Origin of the sequence: Rhodococcus rhodochrous (assembly GCF_014854695.1) — a bacterium.
GTDB lineage: Bacteria > Actinomycetota > Actinomycetes > Mycobacteriales > Mycobacteriaceae > Rhodococcus.
This window is the reverse complement of the sequence record NZ_CP027557.1, coordinates 1,802,437-1,822,728: the sequence shown is the minus strand read 5'-3', so window position 1 is coordinate 1,822,728 and position 20,292 is coordinate 1,802,437. Positions and strand designations below refer to the sequence as shown.

At 68.9% G+C, this 20,292-nt stretch carries 22 protein-coding genes; 13 read left to right on the top strand and 9 right to left on the bottom strand.

Features of this window, described 5'->3' with window-relative positions:
• Positions 1-77: 77 nt before the first annotated feature.
• On the bottom strand, positions 78-848 hold the full coding sequence (locus C6Y44_RS08445; protein WP_120282089.1) for an SWIM zinc finger family protein: 771 nt from the start codon (positions 846-848) through the stop codon (positions 78-80).
• Positions 849-3,656: a DEAD/DEAH box helicase gene (locus C6Y44_RS08440; protein ID WP_174247059.1), complete on the bottom strand. Its 2,808-nt coding sequence runs from the start codon at positions 3,654-3,656 to the stop codon at positions 849-851.
• A 49-nt stretch (positions 3,657-3,705) separates the two neighbouring features.
• Here C6Y44_RS08440 and C6Y44_RS08435 point away from each other — a divergent pair, with 49 nt between their 5' ends.
• The gene (locus C6Y44_RS08435; RefSeq protein ID WP_159418721.1) at positions 3,706-4,629 is read left to right on the top strand and encodes an NADP-dependent oxidoreductase; all 924 of its coding nucleotides are present in this window, start codon (positions 3,706-3,708) and stop codon (positions 4,627-4,629) included.
• 100 nt (positions 4,630-4,729) lie between these two features.
• Positions 4,730-5,401: an HNH endonuclease family protein gene (locus tag C6Y44_RS08430; RefSeq protein ID WP_120284131.1), complete on the top strand. Its 672-nt coding sequence runs from the start codon at positions 4,730-4,732 to the stop codon at positions 5,399-5,401.
• A 62-nt stretch (positions 5,402-5,463) separates the two neighbouring features.
• Here the strand turns inward: C6Y44_RS08430 and C6Y44_RS08425 are convergent, their stop codons facing one another.
• On the bottom strand, positions 5,464-6,246 hold the full coding sequence (locus tag C6Y44_RS08425) for an enoyl-CoA hydratase/isomerase family protein (RefSeq protein WP_120282087.1): 783 nt from the start codon (positions 6,244-6,246) through the stop codon (positions 5,464-5,466).
• Positions 6,247-6,338: 92 nt separating this feature from the next.
• On the opposite strand from C6Y44_RS08425, the gene C6Y44_RS08420 reads away from it, so the two are divergent.
• Entirely contained in the window at positions 6,339-7,157 is an 819-nt protein-coding gene (locus C6Y44_RS08420; RefSeq protein ID WP_120282086.1) for a shikimate 5-dehydrogenase, read from the top strand.
• A gap of 28 nt (positions 7,158-7,185) precedes the next feature.
• Here the strand turns inward: C6Y44_RS08420 and C6Y44_RS08415 are convergent, their stop codons facing one another.
• Positions 7,186-8,037 (bottom strand): DUF5995 family protein, encoded by an 852-nt coding sequence (locus C6Y44_RS08415; RefSeq protein ID WP_159418722.1) that lies wholly within the window; start codon positions 8,035-8,037, stop codon positions 7,186-7,188.
• 76 nt (positions 8,038-8,113) lie between these two features.
• Entirely contained in the window at positions 8,114-8,953 is an 840-nt protein-coding gene (locus C6Y44_RS08410) for a sulfurtransferase (protein WP_120282084.1), read from the bottom strand.
• Between the two features lie 184 nt (positions 8,954-9,137).
• Between C6Y44_RS08410 and C6Y44_RS08405 the strand changes: the two genes are divergently transcribed.
• Complete coding sequence (locus C6Y44_RS08405) at positions 9,138-9,611, top strand: acyl-CoA thioesterase (protein WP_024103679.1); 474 nt, start codon at positions 9,138-9,140, stop codon at positions 9,609-9,611.
• Positions 9,612-9,615: 4 nt separating this feature from the next.
• Here C6Y44_RS08405 and C6Y44_RS08400 read toward each other — a convergent pair whose 3' ends face one another.
• Positions 9,616-10,101, bottom strand: coding sequence for an Lrp/AsnC family transcriptional regulator (locus C6Y44_RS08400; protein WP_159418723.1), 486 nt, complete (start codon positions 10,099-10,101; stop codon positions 9,616-9,618).
• A gap of 166 nt (positions 10,102-10,267) precedes the next feature.
• Between C6Y44_RS08400 and pdhA the strand changes: the two genes are divergently transcribed.
• The 3 genes from pdhA to C6Y44_RS08385 are packed head-to-tail and all read left to right on the top strand — an operon-like array spanning position 10,268 to position 13,698.
• A complete protein-coding gene (gene pdhA / locus C6Y44_RS08395) occupies positions 10,268-11,365 on the top strand; it encodes a pyruvate dehydrogenase (acetyl-transferring) E1 component subunit alpha (protein WP_159418724.1) in 1,098 nt (365 codons plus the stop codon).
• A complete protein-coding gene (locus C6Y44_RS08390) occupies positions 11,362-12,345 on the top strand; it encodes an alpha-ketoacid dehydrogenase subunit beta (protein ID WP_159418725.1) in 984 nt (327 codons plus the stop codon). The genes pdhA and C6Y44_RS08390 overlap by 4 nt, the downstream gene beginning before the upstream one ends.
• Positions 12,346-12,354: 9 nt before the next feature.
• Positions 12,355-13,698, top strand: a complete 1,344-nt coding sequence (locus tag C6Y44_RS08385) for a dihydrolipoamide acetyltransferase family protein (RefSeq protein ID WP_159418726.1) — start codon at positions 12,355-12,357, stop codon at positions 13,696-13,698.
• 85 nt (positions 13,699-13,783) lie between these two features.
• On the opposite strand, the gene C6Y44_RS08380 is transcribed toward C6Y44_RS08385, so the two are convergent.
• The 3 genes from C6Y44_RS08380 to C6Y44_RS08370 are packed head-to-tail and all read right to left on the bottom strand — an operon-like array spanning position 13,784 to position 16,665.
• Positions 13,784-15,208, bottom strand: a complete 1,425-nt coding sequence (locus tag C6Y44_RS08380; RefSeq protein WP_120282080.1) for an NAD(P)(+) transhydrogenase (Re/Si-specific) subunit beta — start codon at positions 15,206-15,208, stop codon at positions 13,784-13,786.
• Positions 15,208-15,537, bottom strand: coding sequence for an NAD(P) transhydrogenase subunit alpha (locus C6Y44_RS08375; RefSeq protein ID WP_006552916.1), 330 nt, complete (start codon positions 15,535-15,537; stop codon positions 15,208-15,210). The genes C6Y44_RS08380 and C6Y44_RS08375 overlap by 1 nt, the downstream gene beginning before the upstream one ends.
• Positions 15,538-16,665: a Re/Si-specific NAD(P)(+) transhydrogenase subunit alpha gene (locus C6Y44_RS08370; protein ID WP_059383672.1), complete on the bottom strand. Its 1,128-nt coding sequence runs from the start codon at positions 16,663-16,665 to the stop codon at positions 15,538-15,540.
• A gap of 437 nt (positions 16,666-17,102) precedes the next feature.
• On the opposite strand from C6Y44_RS08370, the gene C6Y44_RS08365 reads away from it, so the two are divergent.
• From C6Y44_RS08365 to C6Y44_RS08340, 6 genes are read left to right on the top strand one after another with little or no spacing between them, the layout of a single operon-like run.
• Complete coding sequence (locus C6Y44_RS08365; protein WP_167388354.1) at positions 17,103-17,261, top strand: hypothetical protein; 159 nt, start codon at positions 17,103-17,105, stop codon at positions 17,259-17,261.
• Between the two features lie 22 nt (positions 17,262-17,283).
• Positions 17,284-18,048: an SIR2 family NAD-dependent protein deacylase gene (locus tag C6Y44_RS08360; protein ID WP_159418727.1), complete on the top strand. Its 765-nt coding sequence runs from the start codon at positions 17,284-17,286 to the stop codon at positions 18,046-18,048.
• A gap of 9 nt (positions 18,049-18,057) precedes the next feature.
• Positions 18,058-18,498 carry an HIT family protein gene (locus tag C6Y44_RS08355; protein ID WP_059383670.1) on the top strand — a complete coding sequence of 147 codons (441 nt, stop codon included), beginning with the start codon at positions 18,058-18,060 and terminating at the stop codon, positions 18,496-18,498.
• Positions 18,495-19,349: a maleylpyruvate isomerase family mycothiol-dependent enzyme gene (locus C6Y44_RS08350; RefSeq protein WP_145707235.1), complete on the top strand. Its 855-nt coding sequence runs from the start codon at positions 18,495-18,497 to the stop codon at positions 19,347-19,349. Before C6Y44_RS08355 ends, C6Y44_RS08350 begins: the two co-directional genes overlap by 4 nt.
• Positions 19,350-19,353: 4 nt before the next feature.
• The gene (locus C6Y44_RS08345) at positions 19,354-20,004 is read left to right on the top strand and encodes a Type 1 glutamine amidotransferase-like domain-containing protein (protein WP_059383668.1); all 651 of its coding nucleotides are present in this window, start codon (positions 19,354-19,356) and stop codon (positions 20,002-20,004) included.
• On the top strand, positions 20,001-20,291 hold the full coding sequence (locus C6Y44_RS08340) for a GNAT family N-acetyltransferase (protein WP_059383667.1): 291 nt from the start codon (positions 20,001-20,003) through the stop codon (positions 20,289-20,291). The genes C6Y44_RS08345 and C6Y44_RS08340 overlap by 4 nt, the downstream gene beginning before the upstream one ends.
• Position 20,292: the final 1 nt, after the last annotated feature.

Sequence of the window (20,292 nt, the reverse complement as noted above, 5' to 3'; positions counted from 1 at the left end):
GGCGCGACCGGAGCCGTCACCTTCACGGGCGGCATACCCCGGGGACGGACGGCACAACCACCGACGACCGACCGAGGTCAGCGCATGCGGCGGTAGAGATCCTCGAGGTCGGTGATCCCCCGGATGACCACGGCTTCGTCGGTTCCGCCGGCCCGCAACGCGCGGCGCAACAGCATCGGATCGAGGTCCTCGAGCGCGGGACGGAACCGTTCCGTGGGCAGCTCGGGCAACTCGGTGTCGTCGCCGTAGAAGTCCTGCGCCGCGGCCGCGTCGTCGTCGGCGTCCGCATCGTCGACACCGCCGATCAGCGTCGCGAGGTCCACCCCGCGCAGGGTCAGAACCGCGAGCGGTTGGTCGTCGACGTGTTCTGCGAGCAGGTAGGCGACGGCCGCGGCGTGCTTGCAGGGCCACCCGTCGTCGGGGCAGGTGCAGTCGAAATCGAGTTCACCTGCGCGTCGCGGGAGGAGGGCCGATCCGAGTTCCTCGGGAAGGATGCCTGCCGCGAGTCGCGCCAGCATGCCCGGCGACGAGCGGACGAGCGAGACGAGTTCGCCCACCGCCTCCTCGTCGAGCGTGCGCACCCGCACCGCCGAGGTGAAGGGAGTGAGCTGACTGCCCTGCACGTCGCCGACGGCCGCGCCGGGTTCGAGCCGCATGGAGATCACCTGGCCGGCGCGCGCATACGCACGGCCCCGCGTCAGTCGCCCCTTCTCGGCGACCTCCTCCATCGCCGAGATCAGTTCCTTCGACCACCAGCTGCGACCGATCGCGCCCCGCTTGGTGCGCGCCTCGATGCCGCCGTCGATCCGGCGGGCCGTGCCGTAGCGGCGTACGTTGCCCCGTGCCATCTAGTCCCCCACCGCGTCGTCGCCGAGGGTGAGCAGGGAGTGCAGCTGATCGGTGGACAGCTCGGTGATCCAGTTCTCCCCCGCCCCGACCACGATCTCGGCCAGTTCCTGCTTGCCGGTGAGCATCTCGTCGATACGCTCCTCCACCGTTCCCACACAGACGAGCTTGCGGACCTGGACGTCGCGGCGCTGCCCGATCCGGAACGCGCGGTCGGTGGCCTGGTTCTCCACCGCCGGATTCCACCACCGGTCGAGATGCACGACGTGGTTGGCTGCGGTGAGGTTCAGTCCGGTGCCACCCGCCTTGAGCGAGAGCACCATGATCGGCGGTCCGCCCTCACCCTGGAAGCCGTCGACCATCGCGTCGCGCCGACCCTTGGACACTCCCCCGTGCAGGAAGGGCACCGTCGTCGCGAACCGCTCCTCGAGATAGGGGACGACGAGCTCACCGAACTCGCGGAACTGCGTGAACAGCAACACCTTCTCGCCGTCGGCCAGCACCGACTCGACGATGTCCTCGACCAGGCCGAGTTTGCCCGAGCGGTGCCGTCCGCGACGCAGGACGGGCGAGCCGTCGCCCAGATAGTGTGCGGGGTGGTTGCACACCTGCTTGAGCCGGGTCAGCGCCGCGAGCACCGCACCCTTGCGGGCCATGCCCTCCTTGTCGCGGATCCGGCGCATCATGTCGTCCACGACGGCCCGGTACAGGGCGGCCTGCTCGGCCGTGAGGTTGGCGCGCACGGTCTGCTCGAACTTCTCGGGCAGATCGGAGATCACGTCGGGGTCGGTCTTGACGCGGCGCATCACGAACGGTGCGGACAGCGCCCGCAACCGCGCCGCGGCGACGGCGTCGTGGTCGCGCTCGATCGGCACCGCGAACCGGGCACGGAAGGACGCCGCGCTGCCGAGCAGGGACGGATTCGCGAAGTCCAGGATCGCGCGCAGTTCCTCGAGCCGGTTCTCCACCGGTGTGCCGGTGAGCGCGATCCGGTGCGCCGCGGGCACGGCGCGCGTGGCGCGAGACTGCGCGGTCGCGGTGTTCTTCACGTGCTGGGCCTCGTCGAGGACCACGCGTTGCCAGGTCGACGTCGCGAGCTGCGCGACGTCGCGGGCAGCGATGGCGTAGGTCGTCACCACGAGATCGTGGTCGGCGGCAGCGGCGGCGAGTGCCGGTCCGCTCAGCCGCTGGGCACCGTGGTGGACGTGCACCCGCAGGTCGGGCACGAACCGTTCGGCCTCACGCTGCCAGTTGCCCACCACCGACATCGGGCAGACGAGCAGGGTCGGAGCGTTCCGCAGGCCCGACTCGCGTTCGTGGGCGAGCAACGCGAGGACCTGGATGGTCTTGCCCAGGCCCATGTCGTCGGCGAGCACGGCGCCGAGACCGAGCCTGCTCATGAAGGCGAGCCAGTCGAGGCCGCGCTGCTGGTAGGGACGCAGTTCGGCGTTCAATCCCGTCGGCACGGGGACGGACTCGGGGTGGGCCTGCCCGTCGAGCAGCATCTCGACCCAGCCGGACGCGGAGATCTCGGTGACCTCCGCCGGCGGCGCATCGTCGCCGGTGAACTGGGCGAACAACGACCCGAGGGTCGCGTCCTCGGCGGAATGCGCCGTGACGTACCGGGCGGCGCGGGCCAGCGCCTCGGCGTCGGCCCGGACCCACTTGCCGCGCAGCTTGACCAGGTCGCTGTTGGCCGCGACGAGCTCTTCCATCTCCGACTGGGTGAGCAACATGTCGCCGACGGCGAGCTGCCATTCGTACGAGACGATCGCGCTCATCCCGACGACGCTGTCGTCGGCGCTCACGGGGGCGACGGGCGAGTCGACCTGCAGACGCAGGGACGGATCGACCCGGGTCCAGGCGCGCGGCAGCAGCACCGCGATGCCCGCGGCGTCGAGCTCTCGGGCGCCGTGCTCGACGAGATCGACGACGACCGGGGTGGGCAGCAGAAGGTCGAGACTGTCGGGATCGCGGGGCACGTCCTGCAGGCGGGGATAGGCCTGGAGCGCAATCCCGAGCTTGCGCACGCCGATCTGGAGCAGGTGCGGGTCGGTGTCCTCGACGGGCAACGGCGTCGGGGACTGTCCCTCCGGACGCAGGCACACCTCGAGCCGCCAGATGGAGTCGGCTCCGACCCCGTCGTCGGCGTCGTCCGGCTCGACGAGGCGCAGCACGAGGTCGGGTTCGTACCCGGCGAGGCTGGAGCGCCATTCCTCGAGCGCATCGGCCATGCGCTGGGTGCCACGGGGATGGGGACTGCCCTCGGCCAACGCCGCGACGAGAGGGTGCAACGAGGTGGACGAGCCGTGGAGGGTGCGCACGATGGGATCGGTCAGTTCGCGGCACAGATCGTCGAGGAGATCGACGGGCCGTCCGAGTTGTCGCTGCGCGGGAGACATCGCGGCCGCCAGTTCGGCGGACCAGGCCCGCGTCTTCTCGCCGCCGAGCAGTCGCCACCGCGCCCACCACTGCTTCTCGACACGCACGAGCTCCGGTGCGACCCGGCCGGCCTGCGCCCACCTCTCGATGCCGCGGGCGACGTGCGCGAGATAGCGCAGGTCGCCGCCGACGCCCCCGGGACGCCGCGGCATGTCCAACAGGAGCTCGGCTGCGTCCGCCGGTGCGACCGCGACGGCGGGCAGCGTGCTCGGCTCGGTGTCCGTGGGGAAGGTGAGGGTGACGCGATGGCGGAACGGACGGTCGATCCACCGGCGCAGCGCAGACGGCAGCGCGTCGGGATCGGGCTCTGCGGTGGGGTCCCACCACAGCATCAGGCCGGATCCCGGTGACCACAGCCCGTGCAACATGCCCACTATCGTGCCAGCCGCACCCGACCCCGATGGCAGGCTGGGTCCCATGGCACGCGCATACGGCTTCGTGGAGTACGGCGGTCCGGAGACACAGCAGCTGTTCGACACCCCCGTCCCATCGCCCGGTCCGGGGCAGCTCCTCGTGGCGGTCCGGGCAGCGGGCGTGAATCCCGCCGACTGGAAGGTGCGGTCCGGACGGCGCACAGGCAGCGTCACGGTGCACTTCCCGGCGGTCCTCGGCCGGGAGGTCGCGGGTGTGGTGGAAGCCTCCGGTCCGGACACCGGCTTCCGGCCGGGCGACGCCGTCTTCGGGGCCACCGCGGAGGGCTACGGCGGCTACGCCGAGTACACCCTGGTCGACGCGCGGGCTGCCGCGCTCGTGCCCGAGTCGGTGCCGTTCGAGGTGGCGGCGACCCTCCCGGTCGCGGCCGGCACGGCCTTCGACATCGTCGAGCACCTCGAGATCGTCGACGCGGACACCGTCCTCGTCCTGGGTGCCGGTGGTGGCGTCGGGTCGGCGACGACGCAGCTCGCGCACGCCGCAGGTGCCGCCGTGCTCGGCGTGGCGAGCGCGGGGAAACGGGATCTCGTCGAATCGTGCGGCGGACTGTGGATCGAGTCCGGCGACGGGTTCGACGCGCGAGTCGCGGCCACCGCGGAACGGTGCGGGGCGGTGACCGCGGTCGTCGACCTCGTCGGTGGCGACGTACTCGAGCGGGCGGTCGCGCTGACGCGGGCGCCGGAACGGGTCGTGAGTGTCGCCGACCCTGTACGCGCGGAGAATCTGGGCGGTTCGGGAATCACGCGGTGCCGGACCCGGGAGGTGTTCGAGCAGGTCGTGGCGCTCGTCGAGCGTGGTGTCCTCATGCCGCGCATCGCGCGGAGCTTCCCGCTCGCCGAGGCCGGGGCTGCGCTGGAACTCGTCGAGTCCGGGCACGCCGGCGGGAAGATCGTCGTCACATTCCCCTGAATCACTCCGCTCCGTATCGCTCTGTCCCGAGGATCCTGTCGGCAGGGCATGCCAGGATCGCCGCGTGCGTGGGGGGAACGCGACGTGGTGGGTGGCGGCAGTGGTGGTCGCGGTGGCGGTGTCCTGGTTGTGGGACCGCACCGCGCCGGGGTCCGGGACGGTACCGGGCAGCCCCACCCGAGCCGAGGTGCACGTCCTGCTCGAGCAGGTGACGGTGGTCGAGGAGCGCCGGAAGGTGCCCGGCTATCAGCGGGGCTGCGACCCGGGCGAGCGATGCGTGTTCGGTCCGGCCTGGTCCGACGACCACCCCGGTGCCGGCGGGCACGACGGTTGCGACACCCGCAACAACGTCCTCGCGCGCGACCTCGCCTCTCCCACCTTCCGCGCCGGTAGCGACGACTGTGTCGTGACGAGTGGGGTCCTGAACGATCCGTATACCGGGGCGCGCGTGGAGTTCCGGCGTGCCGAGGCGAACGCCGTGCACATCGATCACATCTATCCGCTCGCCGCGGCCTGGGATCTCGGTGCCGCCGCATGGCCCGCCGAACGTCGGCGCCGGTTCGCGAACGACATCACCTACAACCTCGTCGCCGTCGACGGGCAGGCCAACCTCGACAAGCGCGACGGCACACCGGCGCAGTGGCTGCCACCGGCTCCCGGTTACCGCTGCTGGTTCGCCGGCCGGTACCTGACCGTCGCGGTGCGCTATGCGTTGCCGATCACGGTCGACGACCACCGCGCCTTGGTGGGCGCGGCGGAGTCGTGCCCGTGACATCGGCGCGACGGAGTCGTGCCAGTGACACCGGCGCGGCGGAGTCGTGCCCGTGACACCGCTCAGGCGGGGAGGTTGCGCGGGATCCAGTCGGGTTCGCGCTTCTCCATGAACGCCCGCATCCCTTCGCGGGGTTCGGGTGAGGTCTCGAGTGCCCCGAACATCGTCTGGTAGTCGAACTGTCCGTAGCGCTCGTTGAGCATGCGCTTGACCTGGGCGCGCGCGATGGGTGCGGTGCGCAGAACTTGCCGGGCGGCCTCGAGTGCGGCCTCGCGCAGGTGTTCGTGCGGGACGACGCGGGAGATGACACCCAGGCGCTGCGCCTCGTGGGCGTCGAAGACCCGCGCCGACAACAGCAGGTCGCGGGCGGCGGCGAGACCGACGTGCGCGGGCAGCGCGGCGGCGAAGGTCGCGTCGGGGATGCCCCGGAGGAGTTCGGGGACACGGAAGGTCGCGCGTTCGCTGGCGACCGCGATGTCGGACATCATCGCGACCAGCAGTCCCCCGGCCTGGCAGATGCCGTTGACGGCGGAGATGACGGGGGCGCGACTGTCGCGGATGGTGAGGAACGGGACGACGTCCACTCCCGAGAGGCCCTCGGGCAGATCGTCGCCGGGTTCGGCGCGACCGCCGAGATCACCGCCGGGCGCGAAGACGTCGTCGACACCGGTGATGACGAGGGCTGCGAGGTCGGGGTCGGAATTGACCAGTCGCACCGCACGTTTGAGCCCGTAGTACATCGCCGGGGTGAACGCGTTGCGTGCTGCGGGCCGGTCGATGATGCACCAGCCGATCGCGCCTTCCCGTTCGAATCTCAGTCCACCTGCACCCAGATCGTCTCCCATGCATCGGACAGTATCTCATTCTTCATTGCGAGAACAGCATGCTCGTCCGAGAACATCGATGTTTCCGTGTGTGTCGGGACTACGGTGAGGAAATGCTCGAGCGCATCTCCAAGGACACCCGGCTGTGCATCTCGATGTCCGGCCGCCCCAGCAACATCGGCACCCGGTTCCACAACCATCTCTACGAGGAACTCGGTCTCGACTTCGTCTACAAGGCGTTCGCGCCCGCGAACATCGAGGACGCCGTGGCGGGGATACGCGGCCTGGGCATCCGCGGCGCGGGAGTGTCGATGCCGTTCAAGGAAGCCGTGCTGCCCCTCGTCGACGTGCTGCACGATTCGGCGCGGGCCATCGAGTCCGTGAACACGATCGTCAACGACGACGGCGTCCTGCACGCCTACAACACCGACTATCAGGCGGTGAGCGACCTGCTTGTCGAGCACGGCGTCGACTCCGCCCTGCCGGTCACGGTGGTGGGCAGCGGCGGCATGGCGAAGGCGGTGACAGCGGCGCTGCGCCACAACGGATTCACCGACGGGACGATCGTCGCGCGCAACGGGGACACCGGACGACCGCTCGCACGCAAGTACGGCTACGAATGGCGCGCCGACACGAGCGACGTCGCACCCGGGCTGATCGTCAACGCCACTCCGATCGGGATGGCGGGCGGCGCCGAATCGGACGACCTGCCGCTCCCCCACGACTTCGTGGCCGCAGCGTCGACGGTCTTCGACGTCGTGGCCGTTCCGCCGGACACCCCGCTCGTCCGATTCGCCCGCGAGCACGACATCCCGGTGATCACAGGCGACGAGGTCATCGCGCTGCAGGCCGCGTTGCAGTTCGAGCTCTATACGGGAGTGACCCCGACGCGCGAGCAGGTGCGTCGCGCGTCGGAGTACTCCCGTTCCTGAACGGAGGGAACCGAGGACGACCCAGCCGTCAGACGATCCTGCCCTGCTCGAGACCGTCGAGCACCACGGTGGCGGCCTCGACCGCGACGTTCATCTCGACGCGGGTGATGTCGTGCGTGGCGGGATTCTGCAGACCGAAGTTGTTGATCCACGCGGCCGTTCGTGCCGACTGGAACATGAACGTGGTGGTCTCGGTGTCGCCCACCAGGTCGCCGACGAACCAGCCGGTGAAGAACGGGCCGAGGTCGACGCCGTAGACCACCTCGAACTCCTCGACGATCATGGGCGCAGCATCGACGAGTGCTTCACCGAAGGTGTAGAAATCGCGCGTGTGCCCAGGCGTCGATCCGATGGTCACGAGCGCTTCCGGAAAGTCGATCACCAGGTGCGCGACGATCGCGCCGAGCAACACGCGACCGGGGCTGCGGTCGCACTGTTCGGTGAGCGCGAGCGCGTCCGCCCAGTGCGCCGCCGGCGACCCGCCGGTCACGTACTCGTGCAGATTCGCCAGGTAGAGACGCACCACTTCGACGGCAAGCGCGGACGCCCATTCCGGATCGTCGTAGATCCCGGAGTCGAGGGTCGGGCCGGTGAGTTCGAGGATCTCGTCGAAGGCGAGGACGAACGTGCCGCGATAGTCGTCGCTGCGGGTGAGGAGGTCGCGCAGCGCGGCGATCCGGGTGCGGGCGTCGTCGAAGGTGTCGATTCCCGCAGGATCGGTCAGCGCGACGATCTCGGCCTGGGGAGCGGCGGATACGCAGTGGGACGGTCCCGGATCGGCCGGCACCGGCGCGGCCGATCCGGTCGGTGCGGCGAGCAGGGTCGCCAGGACTGCGGCACCTACCGTGATCGCCGTACGGCCTCGGGCGAAATGTTTCATTTGCGTGAATTTACCGGGCATTTCTCCGAGATACTTCGGGGTGTCCCATTCACGGCCGGCTCCGGCGGATCGCCGCTCAGCTGCCGGTAGCAACCTCCCGCTTCGGGTCCGCCGACCACTGCGACCACGAGCCCGGATACAGGGCGGCGCCGATGCCCGCGATCTCCAGCGCAGCGATCTCGTGTGCGGCGTTGATTCCCGATCCGCAGTACACGGCGACGTCGGTGCGCTTCACGCCCAGCTTCGAGAAACGGTACGCGATCTGATCCGCGGGCAGGAACGACCCGTCCTGACGGAGGTTCTCGGTGGTCGGCGCGCTGACCGCCCCGGGGATGTGGCCCGCCCGGCGGTCCACCGGCTCCTCGTCGCCGCGGTACCGCGCGTGGGCGCGCGCATCGAGCAGAACTCCGTGGGTCGCGTAGGTCGCGGCCTCGTCGGGACCGATCGTGGGCATGTGGCCGGGGCTCAACGTCACGTTGCCGGGCTTCTTCTCACCACCCGGTCCTGCGGCGAGAGGGTGCCCGCCGGCGATCCACGCCTGCAGTCCGCCGTCGAGCAGCCGCACCTCGGTGTGCCCGGCCCAGCGCAACAGCCACCACGCGCGGGCCGCGGCGAGATCGCCGCTGTCGTCGTATGCGACGACGAGAGCACCGTCGTCGATCCCCCACCGGCGTGCGGTGGCCTGGAAACGGTCGATGTCGGGCAGCGGATGACGACCGAGTTCGGGTGCGGGCGGAGCCGCGAGATCCTCGTCCAGGTCGACGTAGACCGCGCCGCTGATGTGCCCCTCGTGGAATCGGTCCCGTCCGTGCCTGTCGCCGAGTGCCCAGCGGACGTCGAGTATCACCGGCGATCTGCCCTGCTCGATCATCTCGGCGAGTTCGACGGTGGAGAGAAGAACGGGGGTATCGGACATGACCCGATCCTGACACGAACGGCACACGCCGTTCCGGCTTTGGGGCGACACGCCGTGCGTGCCGGGACGACCCCGGCAGGCGGACACGCCCTGTGCACGTCCGATTCGAGGGTTTTGCGTCTCGGTTCGGAATTGGCGTGGGGGTTGGTCTGATTTGACGTGCGGAGAGCACTATCGTCGAGACGTGAGCAACCGCCAACCGACGAGCCCAGCCGCCCCGCCTGAGCCGGAGCAGTTCCCGGTGTTGTGGCCCATGCAGACGCGTTGGGCCGACAACGACCATTACGGCCACGTCAACAACGTCACGTACTACTCGTACTTCGACTCGGCGGTCAACGGGTGGCTCATCTCCACCACCGGTGTCGACATCCGCGAACTCGACGCGATCGGGGTCGTGGCCGAGACCTCCTGCCGCTATCTCGCCGAACTGTCCTTCCCCGACCGCCTGCAGGTCGGGCTGGCGGTCGAACGCCTGGGCACACAGTCGATCACCTATTCGCTCGCAATCTTCCGGGAAGCCGACGACACCCTGATCCCCGCGGCGACCGGCCGGTTCGTCCACGTCTACGTCGATCCGCAGACGCGCCGCCCCGTCCCGATCCCCGATCAGATCCGCAAGGCCGCCGCCCAGTTGGCCACCCCGAACGCGGGCCGCTAGTGCTCTAGGCCTCGTCTCCGCTGCGCCCGGCCGCCCGGGCCAGCAGCGGAGCCGTGCGCTGCGGGACGAGGTCCTGCATGACCAGCGACATGTCCGTGCGTTCGACACCGCGGATCTTCAGGATCCGGCCCGCGAGCCGATAGAGGTCGTCGGCGTCGCGGGCGACCACCTTCACCGACAGGTCGATCTGCCCCGTCAACCCGTAGACCTCGGTGACCTCGGGGATCTGTGCGAGTTCGTCGACGACCTCGTCGAGACGGTGCTGATCGACGCGGGTGGCCACGTAGGCGGCGAGCGGATACCCCAGGCTGACGGGATCCACCCGCCGGTCGAACGAGGCGAGCACACCCTCTGCTTCCCATCGGGCAAGGCGCGCCTGGACGGTGTTGCGGGACAACCCGAGACGCTGCGCCAGCTCGACTCCTGTGGCCCGCGGTGTGCGCGTGAGTTCGAGCAGCAGACGCGCATCGGTGGCATCCAGACTGGTCATTCTTCGCAGTCTGCCAGCTCCGAACACCCCGAAACCGTGCTTTCTGCACGGTTGCAGGCTGATCGATTGCGCACGCGCGATTTGCCCGGATGATGTGATGTACGGCACACATCATCCGGTCGGGCCTCACGAGGGCACGCCGGATCCGCACCGACGAGGTGATCCGATGGTTGTACCGACCGCCTATCCGGTCCAATTGATCCAACCCGACGGGCGACGCGTCCTCGACACCGAGTACGGCCCACTCGTCGCCGATGTCGGCCCCGACGAACTGCGCGGGCTCTACCGCGACATGGTCGTCGCGCGACGCGTCGACGCTGAGGCGACGGCTCTTCAACGGCAGGGTGAACTCGGCCTCTGGGCGCCGCTCCAGGGCCAGGAGGCCGCGCAGGTCGGCTCCGCCCGGGCACTCGCGCCCGACGACTACGTCTTCACCAGCTACCGCGAGCACGCCGTCGCGTTGTGCCGCGGTGTCGATCCCGCCGACATGACACGCCTGTGGCGTGGGTGCGGACTGTCCGGATGGGATCCGAAGACGGTCGCCACCACCAACCCCGCGATCGTCGTCGGAGCCCAGGGCCTGCACGCCACCGGTTACGCGATGGGCGCGAAGCTCGACGGAGCCGAGATCGCCACCGTCGTGTACTTCGGAGACGGCGCCACGAGCCAGGGCGACATCTCGGAGGCGATGGTCTTCTCCGTCAGCTGGGGCGTCGGCGTGGTGTTCATCTGCCAGAACAACCACTGGGCGATCAGCGCGCCCACCCACGTGCAGAGCCCTGTCCCCCTCGCAGGGCGCGCTGCCGGATTCGGGATGCCGGCCGTGCAGGTCGACGGCAACGACGTCCTCGCGGTCCTGGCGGTGACTCGGCGTGCCGTCCGGCATGCCCGCGAGGGTGCCGGCCCGTTCTTCATCGAGGCCCTCACCTACCGTATGGGTCCGCACACGACCTCCGACGACCCCACCCGCTACCGAACACCCGCCGATCTCGAGGAGTGGAAGGCACGCGATCCCATCGATCGGTTGCGACGATTGCTCGAACGCGAAGGGCACGCCGACGACGACTTCTTCGACGAGGTCCGGACGGCCGCCGACGACACGGCGATGCGGCTCCGGCGCGGCACACTCGGGATGCCCGACCCCGAACCCGCTGCCCTGTTCGACCACGTCTACGCCACCGAGCATCCGCTCGTCGAACAGGAACGTGCGGACTACGCCGAGTACCTGGCGAGTTTCGGCCCCACGGAGGAGGCGCGACGATGACCACCACGACGATGACCCTCGGCAGTGCCCTCAACGCCGGACTCCGCCGCGCACTCGAACGCGACCCCAAGGTCGTCATCATGGGTGAGGACGTCGGCACCCTCGGCGGCGTCTTCCGTATCACCGACACCCTGCAGAAGGATTTCGGTGAGGGTCGCGTGATCGACACTCCCCTCGCCGAATCCGGGATCGTGGGAACGGCCTTCGGAATGGCGCTGCGCGGCTATCGGCCCGTGTGCGAGATCCAGTTCGACGGCTTCGTCTACCCGGCCTTCGACCAGATCGTCTCGCAGGTCGCGAAGATCCACTACCGCACCGCCGGTGCCGTGGTGGCCCCGTTGACCGTCCGGATCCCCTACGGCGGCGGCATCGGTGCGGTCGAACACCATTCGGAATCACCGGAGGTGTACTTCACCCACACCGCGGGTCTGCGGGTCGTGAGCCCGAGCACTCCGTCCGACGCGTACTGGATGATCCAGCAGGCCGTCGCACTCGACGATCCGGTGATCTACCTCGAGCCGAAGCACCGCTACTGGGAACGCGGTGAGGTCGACACGGACACCGCCCCCGACCTCCCGCTCACATCCGCGCGGGTCGTCCGGTCCGGTTCCGACGCGACGGTCGTGACCTTCGGTGCGCTGGTCGGCACGGCGTTGCGCGCAGCCGAGATCGCCGAGACGGAAGGGCATTCGCTCGAGGTCGTCGATCTGAGGTCGCTGTCCCCCATCGACTTCGACACGATCGAGGCCTCGGTGCGACGGACCGGCCGACTCGTCGTCGTGCAGGAGGCGCCGGTCTTCTGCGGCATCGGCGCCGAGATCGCCGCCCGCACGACCGAGCGGTGCTTCTACCAGCTCGAGGCACCGGTCCTGCGGGTCGGCGGATTCGACATCCCCTATCCTCCGGCCAAACTCGAATCCCATCACCGTCCCGACCCGGATCGCATCCTCGATGCGGTCGACCGCGCACTCGCAGCGTGAGGCGCAGCGATGACGAATCCCACACGTGCAGTACAGGAATTCCGTCTCCCGGATCTCGGTGAGGGACTCACCGAAGCGGACTGGGTGCAGTGGGCCGTCGCGGTCGGCGATCGCGTCGAACTCAACCAGGTCATCGGGGAGGTCGAAACCGCCAAGGCCACGGTGGAACTGCCGTCGCCCTATGCCGGCACGGTCGAGGAACTGCTGGTCGAACCAGGGCAGACGGTGCCGGTCGGGGCACCTCTGCTGCGGATCGTCACCGAGGACGGACCCGCCGAACCGACCGGTGACAGCGGCGTCCCGTCCCGACCGTCGGTGCTCGTCGGTTACGGCCCCGGCGACGCCCCGCAGAGCAGGCGCGCGACCCGCCGTACCTCGGCGGACACCGGGCGGGACAGCGACGGCGACACCCCACCTGCACGACCCGACGCGAAGCCCGGCGCACGCAAACTCGCAGCCCTCCTCGAGGTGGATCTTGACACGGTGACGGGCACCGGCCGAGGTGGGGTGATCACACGCGACGACGTGCGGCGCACCGCCGGGCACGGCGAAGAACCCACCGCCGGGCACGGCGAGGAAACCACCGCCGGGCACGGCGAGGAACCCACCGCCGGACAATCACGCCCACCCGCCCGTGCGCCCTCCCCCGAGAGGACCACGCGGATACCCGTAGGAGGGGTGCGCAAGAGGACCGCCGAGGCCGTCTCCCGCAGCGCCTTCACCGCCCCGCACGCGAGTGTCTTCCTCACGTGCGACGCGACTGCCACCGTCGATCTGGTGTCGACCCTGCGCGCGTCGCCGGCCTTCGAAGGCGTCCGTCCGACGGCGCTGAGCATCGTCTCCCGCGCGCTGTTGCACGCGATCGCGGCCGAACCGTCGCTCAACGCGCACTGGGACGACGACGCAGGTGAGATCGTGCTCCATCACGACGTGCATCTCGGGATCGCCACCGCGACCTCCGACGGCCTGAAGGTCCCGGTGGTCCGGGAGGCCCAGCGCCTGTCGTTGCCGCACCTGGCCCGGTCGATCGCCGAGGTCGCCGACCGCGCGCGGACGGGTCGCTCCACGCCGTCCGAGCTGACGGGTTCGACGGTCTCGGTGACGAACGTCGGGGTGTTCGGGGTGGACGGGGGAACACCGATCCTCAATCCCGGCGAGTCGGCGATCCTCGCCGTCGGTGCGATCTCCGATCGCCCGTGGGTGGTGGACGGTGCTCTTGCGATCCGCAAAGTGGTCACGTTGTCGCTGTCGTTCGATCATCGGCTCGTCGACGGGGAGCAGGCGGGACGGGCACTCGCGACGATCGGCGCTTTCCTCGGCGATCCCGTGCCCATGCTCGTTGCCGACAACTAGGTGAGCGTGGCCGCCCTGACGCCGACGGCGCCCACGCGGTGATCCGCGTGGGCGCCGTAAGGGAGCAGCGACAGGTCCGGAAGGCCTACAGGGCCTTCAGTTCCTCGGTGACCTCCGAGACCATCTTCTTCGCGTCACCGAACAGCATCGACGTGTTGTCGGCGGTGAACAGCGGGTTGTCGATACCGGCGTAACCGGAGCTCATCGAGCGCTTGAGCACGATGACCGACTTCGACTGGTCGACGTTGAGGATCGGCATGCCGTAGATCGGGCTCGTCGAGTCCAGGCGGGCAGCCGGGTTGGTGACGTCGTTCGCGCCGATGACGATGGTGACATCGGTGCGGCCGAACTCGCCGTTGATGTCGTCCATCTCCTTCATCGCGTCGTATTCGACGTCGGCCTCGGCGAGCAGGACGTTCATGTGGCCGGGCATACGACCGGCGACCGGGTGGATCGCGTACTTGACCTCGACACCGCGGTCCTCGAGCAGCGCCGCCATCTCCTTGACGGCGTGCTGCGCCTGGGCGACGGCCAGACCGTAGCCGGGAACGACGATGACCTGGTTGGCGTATGCCATCTGGATGGCGGCGTCCGAGGCCGAGGTGGCCTTGACCGTGCCACCCGACGCCGAGGCCACACCGGCGGCCGCCTCGCCGCCACCGAAGGCGCCGAAGACGATCGCGGGGATCGACCGGTTCATGGCCTTGGCCATGAGGTTGGTCAAGATGGTGCCCGAAGCACCGACGATCATGCCCGCGACGATCATGGCCTGATTGTTCAGTGCGAGACCGGCAGCTGCTGCCGACAGACCCGTCAGGGCGTTGAGCAGCGAGATGACGACGGGCATGTCGGCGCCACCGATCGGCAGCACGACGAACAGACCCATCAGGCCGGCGGCGACGAGCAGCGCTAGGATCCACCACGAGGCCAGCGGCTCACCGTCGGCGCTGATGCCGATGTAGACGGCGATGGCGATCGACGCGAGGACGAGCACGATGTTGGCGAGCTGGAACAGCTTCGCCGACGCGACGAGCTTGCGCTCGAGATTCTTGTTCAGCAGTTCCTGCAGCTTCGCGAAGGCGACGAGCGAACCCCAGAACGAGATCGAACCGATGATCGCGGCGAACAGCGAACCGACGATCATGACCACGGTCGGGTCGTCGTCGAGCGTCGTGAAGCTGGTGGACTCGAGATATTCGGCCCACGCGATGAGTGCGACGGTGCCACCACCGACGCCGTTGAACAGCGCGACCAGCTGCGGCATCGCCGTCATCTTGGTCTTCAGTGCCGGCGGGACGCCGAGGATGATGCCGACGGCCAGACCGCCGATGATCAGACCCCAGTTCTCCGTGTCACGAATGTCGATGAGCACCGCGACGACCGCGATGAACATACCGACGGCGGCGATGTAGTTGCCGCGCACTGCGGTCTTCGGGCCCGTCAGACCCGACAGACCGTAGATGAACATCGCGAAGGCGATGATGTACAGGACCGAGACGAGGTAGCCCATCAGGCGTCAGCCCCCTTCTTCTGTGCAGCCGGGGAGTCCTTGCGCTGCTTGAACATCCCGAGCATGCGGTCGGTGACGACGAAGCCACCGACGACGTTCAGGGTGCCGAAGACCAGAGCGACGAACAGGATGATCTTGATGCCCCAGTGGGCATCACCGGGGAGATGACCGAGCACGACGAGTGCGCCGAGCACGACGATGCCGTGGATCGCGTTGGTGCCCGACATCAGCGGCGTGTGCAGCGTGTTCGGCACCTTGGAGATGACGGCGAAACCGACGAATCCGGCCAGGACCAGAATCGCGATGTTCGCGAGTAGTTCGTTGTACATCTAGGAGTTCTCCTTCGAACGCGTCACGCAGGCAGCCGCGAGGATCTCGTCCGAGAAGTCCGGGGCCAGGGCACCGGACTCGTCGAGCAGCAGCTCGATCAGCGCGTACACGTTCTTCGAGTAGAGCTCGGAGGCATGCTCCGGCATCGTCGCGGGCAGGTTGAGCGGCGAGCAGATGGTGACGTCGTGCTTGACGACGGTCTGCCCCGGCTCGGTGAGTTCGCAGTTGCCACCGGTCTCGCCGGCGAGGTCGACGATCACCGAACCCGGCTTCATCCCTTCGACCGCGGCGGCGGTCACCAGGCGCGGCGCCGGGCGGCCCGGCACGAGCGCGGTGGTGATGACGACGTCGAAGCCCTTGATGGCGTCTTCGAGCGCCTGCTGCTGCTGGGCCCGCTCGGCCTCGGTGAGCTCGCGTGCGTAGCCACCCTCACCGGCGGCGTCGATGCCGAGGTCGAGCCACTGGGCACCGACCGACCGGACCTGGTCGGCGACCTCGGGACGCACGTCGTATCCGGTGGTGCGGCCACCGAGACGCTTCGCCGTGGCGAGCGCCTGCAGACCCGCGACGCCCACACCGAGCACCAGCACGGTCGCCGGCTTCACGGTGCCTGCGGCGGTGGTGAGCATCGGGAAGAAGCGCGTGGATTCGCTCGCCGCGACCAGCACGGCCTTGTAACCGGCGACGTTCGCCTGCGACGACAGGGCATCCATGACCTGCGCGCGGGAGATACGAGGAATGGCCTCGACGGCGTACGCCTCGACACCGGCCTGCGTCAGGGAGCCGATCTGGTTGTCGGCGTTGCGCGGGGCGAGGAAGCCGATCAGGCGCTGACCGGACTTCAGGCGTGCGATCTCGGCGTCGCTCGGCGGAGCGACCTTGACGACGATGTCGGCGGACCAGGCGTCGCCGACGGTCGCGCCGGCTTCCTTGTAAGCCGCATCCGGAATGAGCGCGCCCTGGCCGGCACCGGACTCGACGACGACGTCGAGCCCCTTGCCGATCAAGGAGGGCACGATCTTCGGTACGAGCGCGACCCGCCGTTCCCCGTCGTTCGTCTCACGAACCACGCCGACGGTCGGACGGCGGTGCGCTCCGCTCCCCGTGTTCGATCCTTCGGTACTCAATTCTTGACTCCTGCGTCGATGAAAGTGCGCGTCGTGCCGCGATCGGCGGCGAAAGATGCGTTATCGAAGGCCATGTGACGGCCCGTCATGCACTGAAAGGCTTAAGCAGACCTACCGTGCCCTCCCGTGACCTCGCAACCTGGTGAAATCATCTGAATCGAGTCCGAACAGCAAGATGGCGCAAGTTTGTGAGGCAGCTCACCTCACAAATGCCATTTTCCTCCGGTGAGCAAGAGCGTGGAGGACGATCGGAAACGGTCCCGGGAACGGGCCGGGAAACGGCCTCCGAAGCGAAAGAAGGCGGTGTGCAAACAGATTCGTTCCGCGTGTACCGATCGACGGTGTGTACCGATTCAGAACACTTCGGAATCGATTCAGATACCGCGTCGCCGAACGACATCTTTGCGCTCGTCCGGCAGGCGGCGTAAGGGGCTCTCATGAGTCACGACCGCGAGAAGGACCACGACGACGACCTCGGCGGCGACCCGGTCTGCTGGCTCCATCTCCTCTGCCCCGACTGCGGAGCGATGCTCACCTCCGAGGAGGAGCCGTGCCCGCGATGCGGCAGGGAGCACCCGATCCCGGATCCCTCCTGACCCGAGCACCTAACCTGGCCACATGAACGTGCCGGCTCCCGTCCTCGACCTCGCCCGCTCGGCCCGCCGCGTCGCCGTCCTCACCGGTGCCGGGATGTCCGCCGAGAGCGGTGTCCCCACCTTCCGCGACGCGCAGACCGGGTTGTGGGAGAACTTCGACGCCACCGCGCTCGCCACACCGGAGGCGTGGGCGGACGATCCGGCTACGGTCTGGGCCTGGTACCAGTGGCGGGTCGCGCTCGTCCGCCGGGTGCAGCCCAATGCCGGACACCTGGCGCTCGCCAACTGGGCACGGGCGGCCCACGTGCAGATCGTGACGCAGAACGTCGACGACCTCCACGAGCGGGCCGGAAGCTCCGAGGTCACCCATCTGCACGGAAGCCTGTTCGCCCCACGCTGCAGCAGGTGCGAGCGCGCCGTCGACCTTCCCGATCCGCCGGAGGATCCCGTCGCTCGTCTCGATCCGCCGTCGTGCCCCGCATGCGGAGGCGACGGGCGGCCGGGCGTCGTGTGGTTCGGCGAGATGTTGCCGCAGGAACCGTGGGAGACCGCGACCGAGTCCCTGCGTGATGCCGACCTGCTGCTCGTCGTCGGCACCTCGGGTGTCGTCTACCCGGCGGCCGGCCTGCCGTCGCTCGCACGCAGTCACGGCGTACCGGTGGTGCAGATCGATCCACGCGAGACCGATCTGAGCGATCAGGTCGACCATGCCTGGCGCACCACTGCTGCCGTCGGTCTCCCCGCCCTCGTCGACACACTGGAGATCGGGGCCGACACACCGCGTTAAGGTGACCCGGTGAGTTCCTGTGTGTTCTGCGCCATAGCCGACGGCAGCGGTCCGGCGACACGGGTGTACGAGGACGACGAGGTCGTGGCCTTCCTCGACATCCGACCGATCGCGCGCGGGCACACCCTCGTGATCCCCCGCGTGCACACCGCACGCCTCGAGGAGCTCGATCCGGCGTCGGGTGCGGCAGTCTTCCGTGCCGGACAACGGATCGCCCGGGCGATGGCCCGTTCCGAACTCGCCACCGACGGAACCAATCTCGTCCTGAACGACGGACGAGCAGCCTTCCAGACCGTCTTCCACACCCATCTGCACCTCCTGCCCCGCTGGAACGGCGATCGTGTCCGGATGGGTATCGGTCTGGTCCGCCGTCGCCCCCACGACCCCGAGACCACCGCGGCGATCATCCGCGCCGGTCTCGAACGTCTCACCGCCGAGGAGCACCAGTGACATCACAGCCCGACACCACCCCCGACACCTCCGCTGCCGAGTTCCCGATCGACACGATCCGGCCGCTGCTGCTCGAGCAGTTCGCCGTGCTCGACGACCTGCTGGCGGGACTGACCGAGGACGAGTGGACGACCGCCACCTGCCTGCCGGGATGGACCGTCAAGGACATCACTGCGCATCTCATCGGCACCGAGTCGATGCTCGCGGGCATCGAGGCTCCGCGCGTCGAACGCGACGTGCGCTCGTTCGACCACGTGCGCAACGACATCGCGGCCTTCAACGAGTTGTGGGTGGAGTCGTTGCGTCCCGTCCCCGGCGCGGACGTGCTCGAGCGGTACCGCGAGATCGTCGCCCTGCGCACGGAGCAACTCGGCGCGATGACCCAGGAGGACTTCGGGAAACAGTCGAACACTCCCGTCGGGCCGGCACCGTACGGGCGCTTCATGCGGATCCGCGTGTTCGACTGCTGGCTCCACGAACTCGACATCTGCGACGCGCTCGGCAGGACGGGCAGCGAGGGCGGCCCGCGTGCCGAACTCGGATCCGCGGAGGTCTTCGGTGCGGTTCCGTTCATCGTCGGCAAGCGCGGCAAGGCCCCCGAGGGAGCGCGCATCACGCTCGAACTCACCGGTCCCCTCGCGCGCACCATCCACATCGAGGTGCACGGACGGGCCACCGAGGTGCCGGCCCTGTCCGAACCGGTCACGACCACGATCGCGATGGACTCCGGGTTGTTCGTTCGGCTCGCCGGTGGACGCGTGCGCGCCGAGGACCGGATCGAGGAGATCTCCCTCGGCGGCGACACCGAGGTCGGACGCCGCATCGTCGACAACCTCGCGTTCACGATCTGACGTCGTGCGGCTGTTCCTGTCCTCCTACCGGTTCGGCACCGATCCGGACGCCTTCGTCCGGTTGACGACGCCGGGCCGGATCGCGGTGATCGCGAACGCCGCCGACGCGTGGCCCGCCTCGGCCCGCACGGCGGCGGTCACGAGCGAGATGGGCCCGCTGCGGTCGCTCGGCTTCGAACCGGAGGAGGTGGATCTACGTGATCACCTCGACGATCCCGACTCGCTCCGGCGGCGCCTGTCGGACTTCACGTCCGTGTGGGTGCGCGGCGGCAACACTTTCGTCCTGCGAGCGCAATTGGCCCGCAGCGGAGGCGATACCGTGCTCACGGATCTGGTGAGCGACAACCGTCTCGTGTACGGGGGCTACAGCGCCGGGGCCTGTGTCGCCACACCGTCGCTGCGCGGCATCGAGTTCTCCGACGACCCCGACGAGGTCGCCGCGACCTGCGGTGTCCCGGTGGTGTGGGACGGACTCGGCTGGGTCGAACACGCGATCGTGCCGCACGCCGGTGACTCGATGCTGGCCGACGACGGGATACGGCAGACCCTGCGCTACCTGCGCGAGCACGACGTCGAACACGTGGCGTTGACCGACGACGACGCGATCGTCGTCGACACTCCTCCCGGTCACGCCCCGAGTACGGTGAGATCATGACGCAGAACATCGACGGCACCGAACCCCGGATCGAGCACGACGCCGACAAGGCCCGTTTCGCGCTCTATCTCGGCGACGACCTCGCGGCCTACGCCGACTACACGCAGCACGGCGACCTGCGGGACTTCGACCACACCGTCACCGACCCGCAGTTCCGCGGCAAGGGCCTCGCCGGGATCGTGGTGAAGCACGCCCTCGACGAGACCAGGAAGCAGGGACTGAAGATCGGTACGTCCTGCTCGTACGTCGAGAAGTTCGTCTCCGAACATCCCGAATACCGCAACTGAT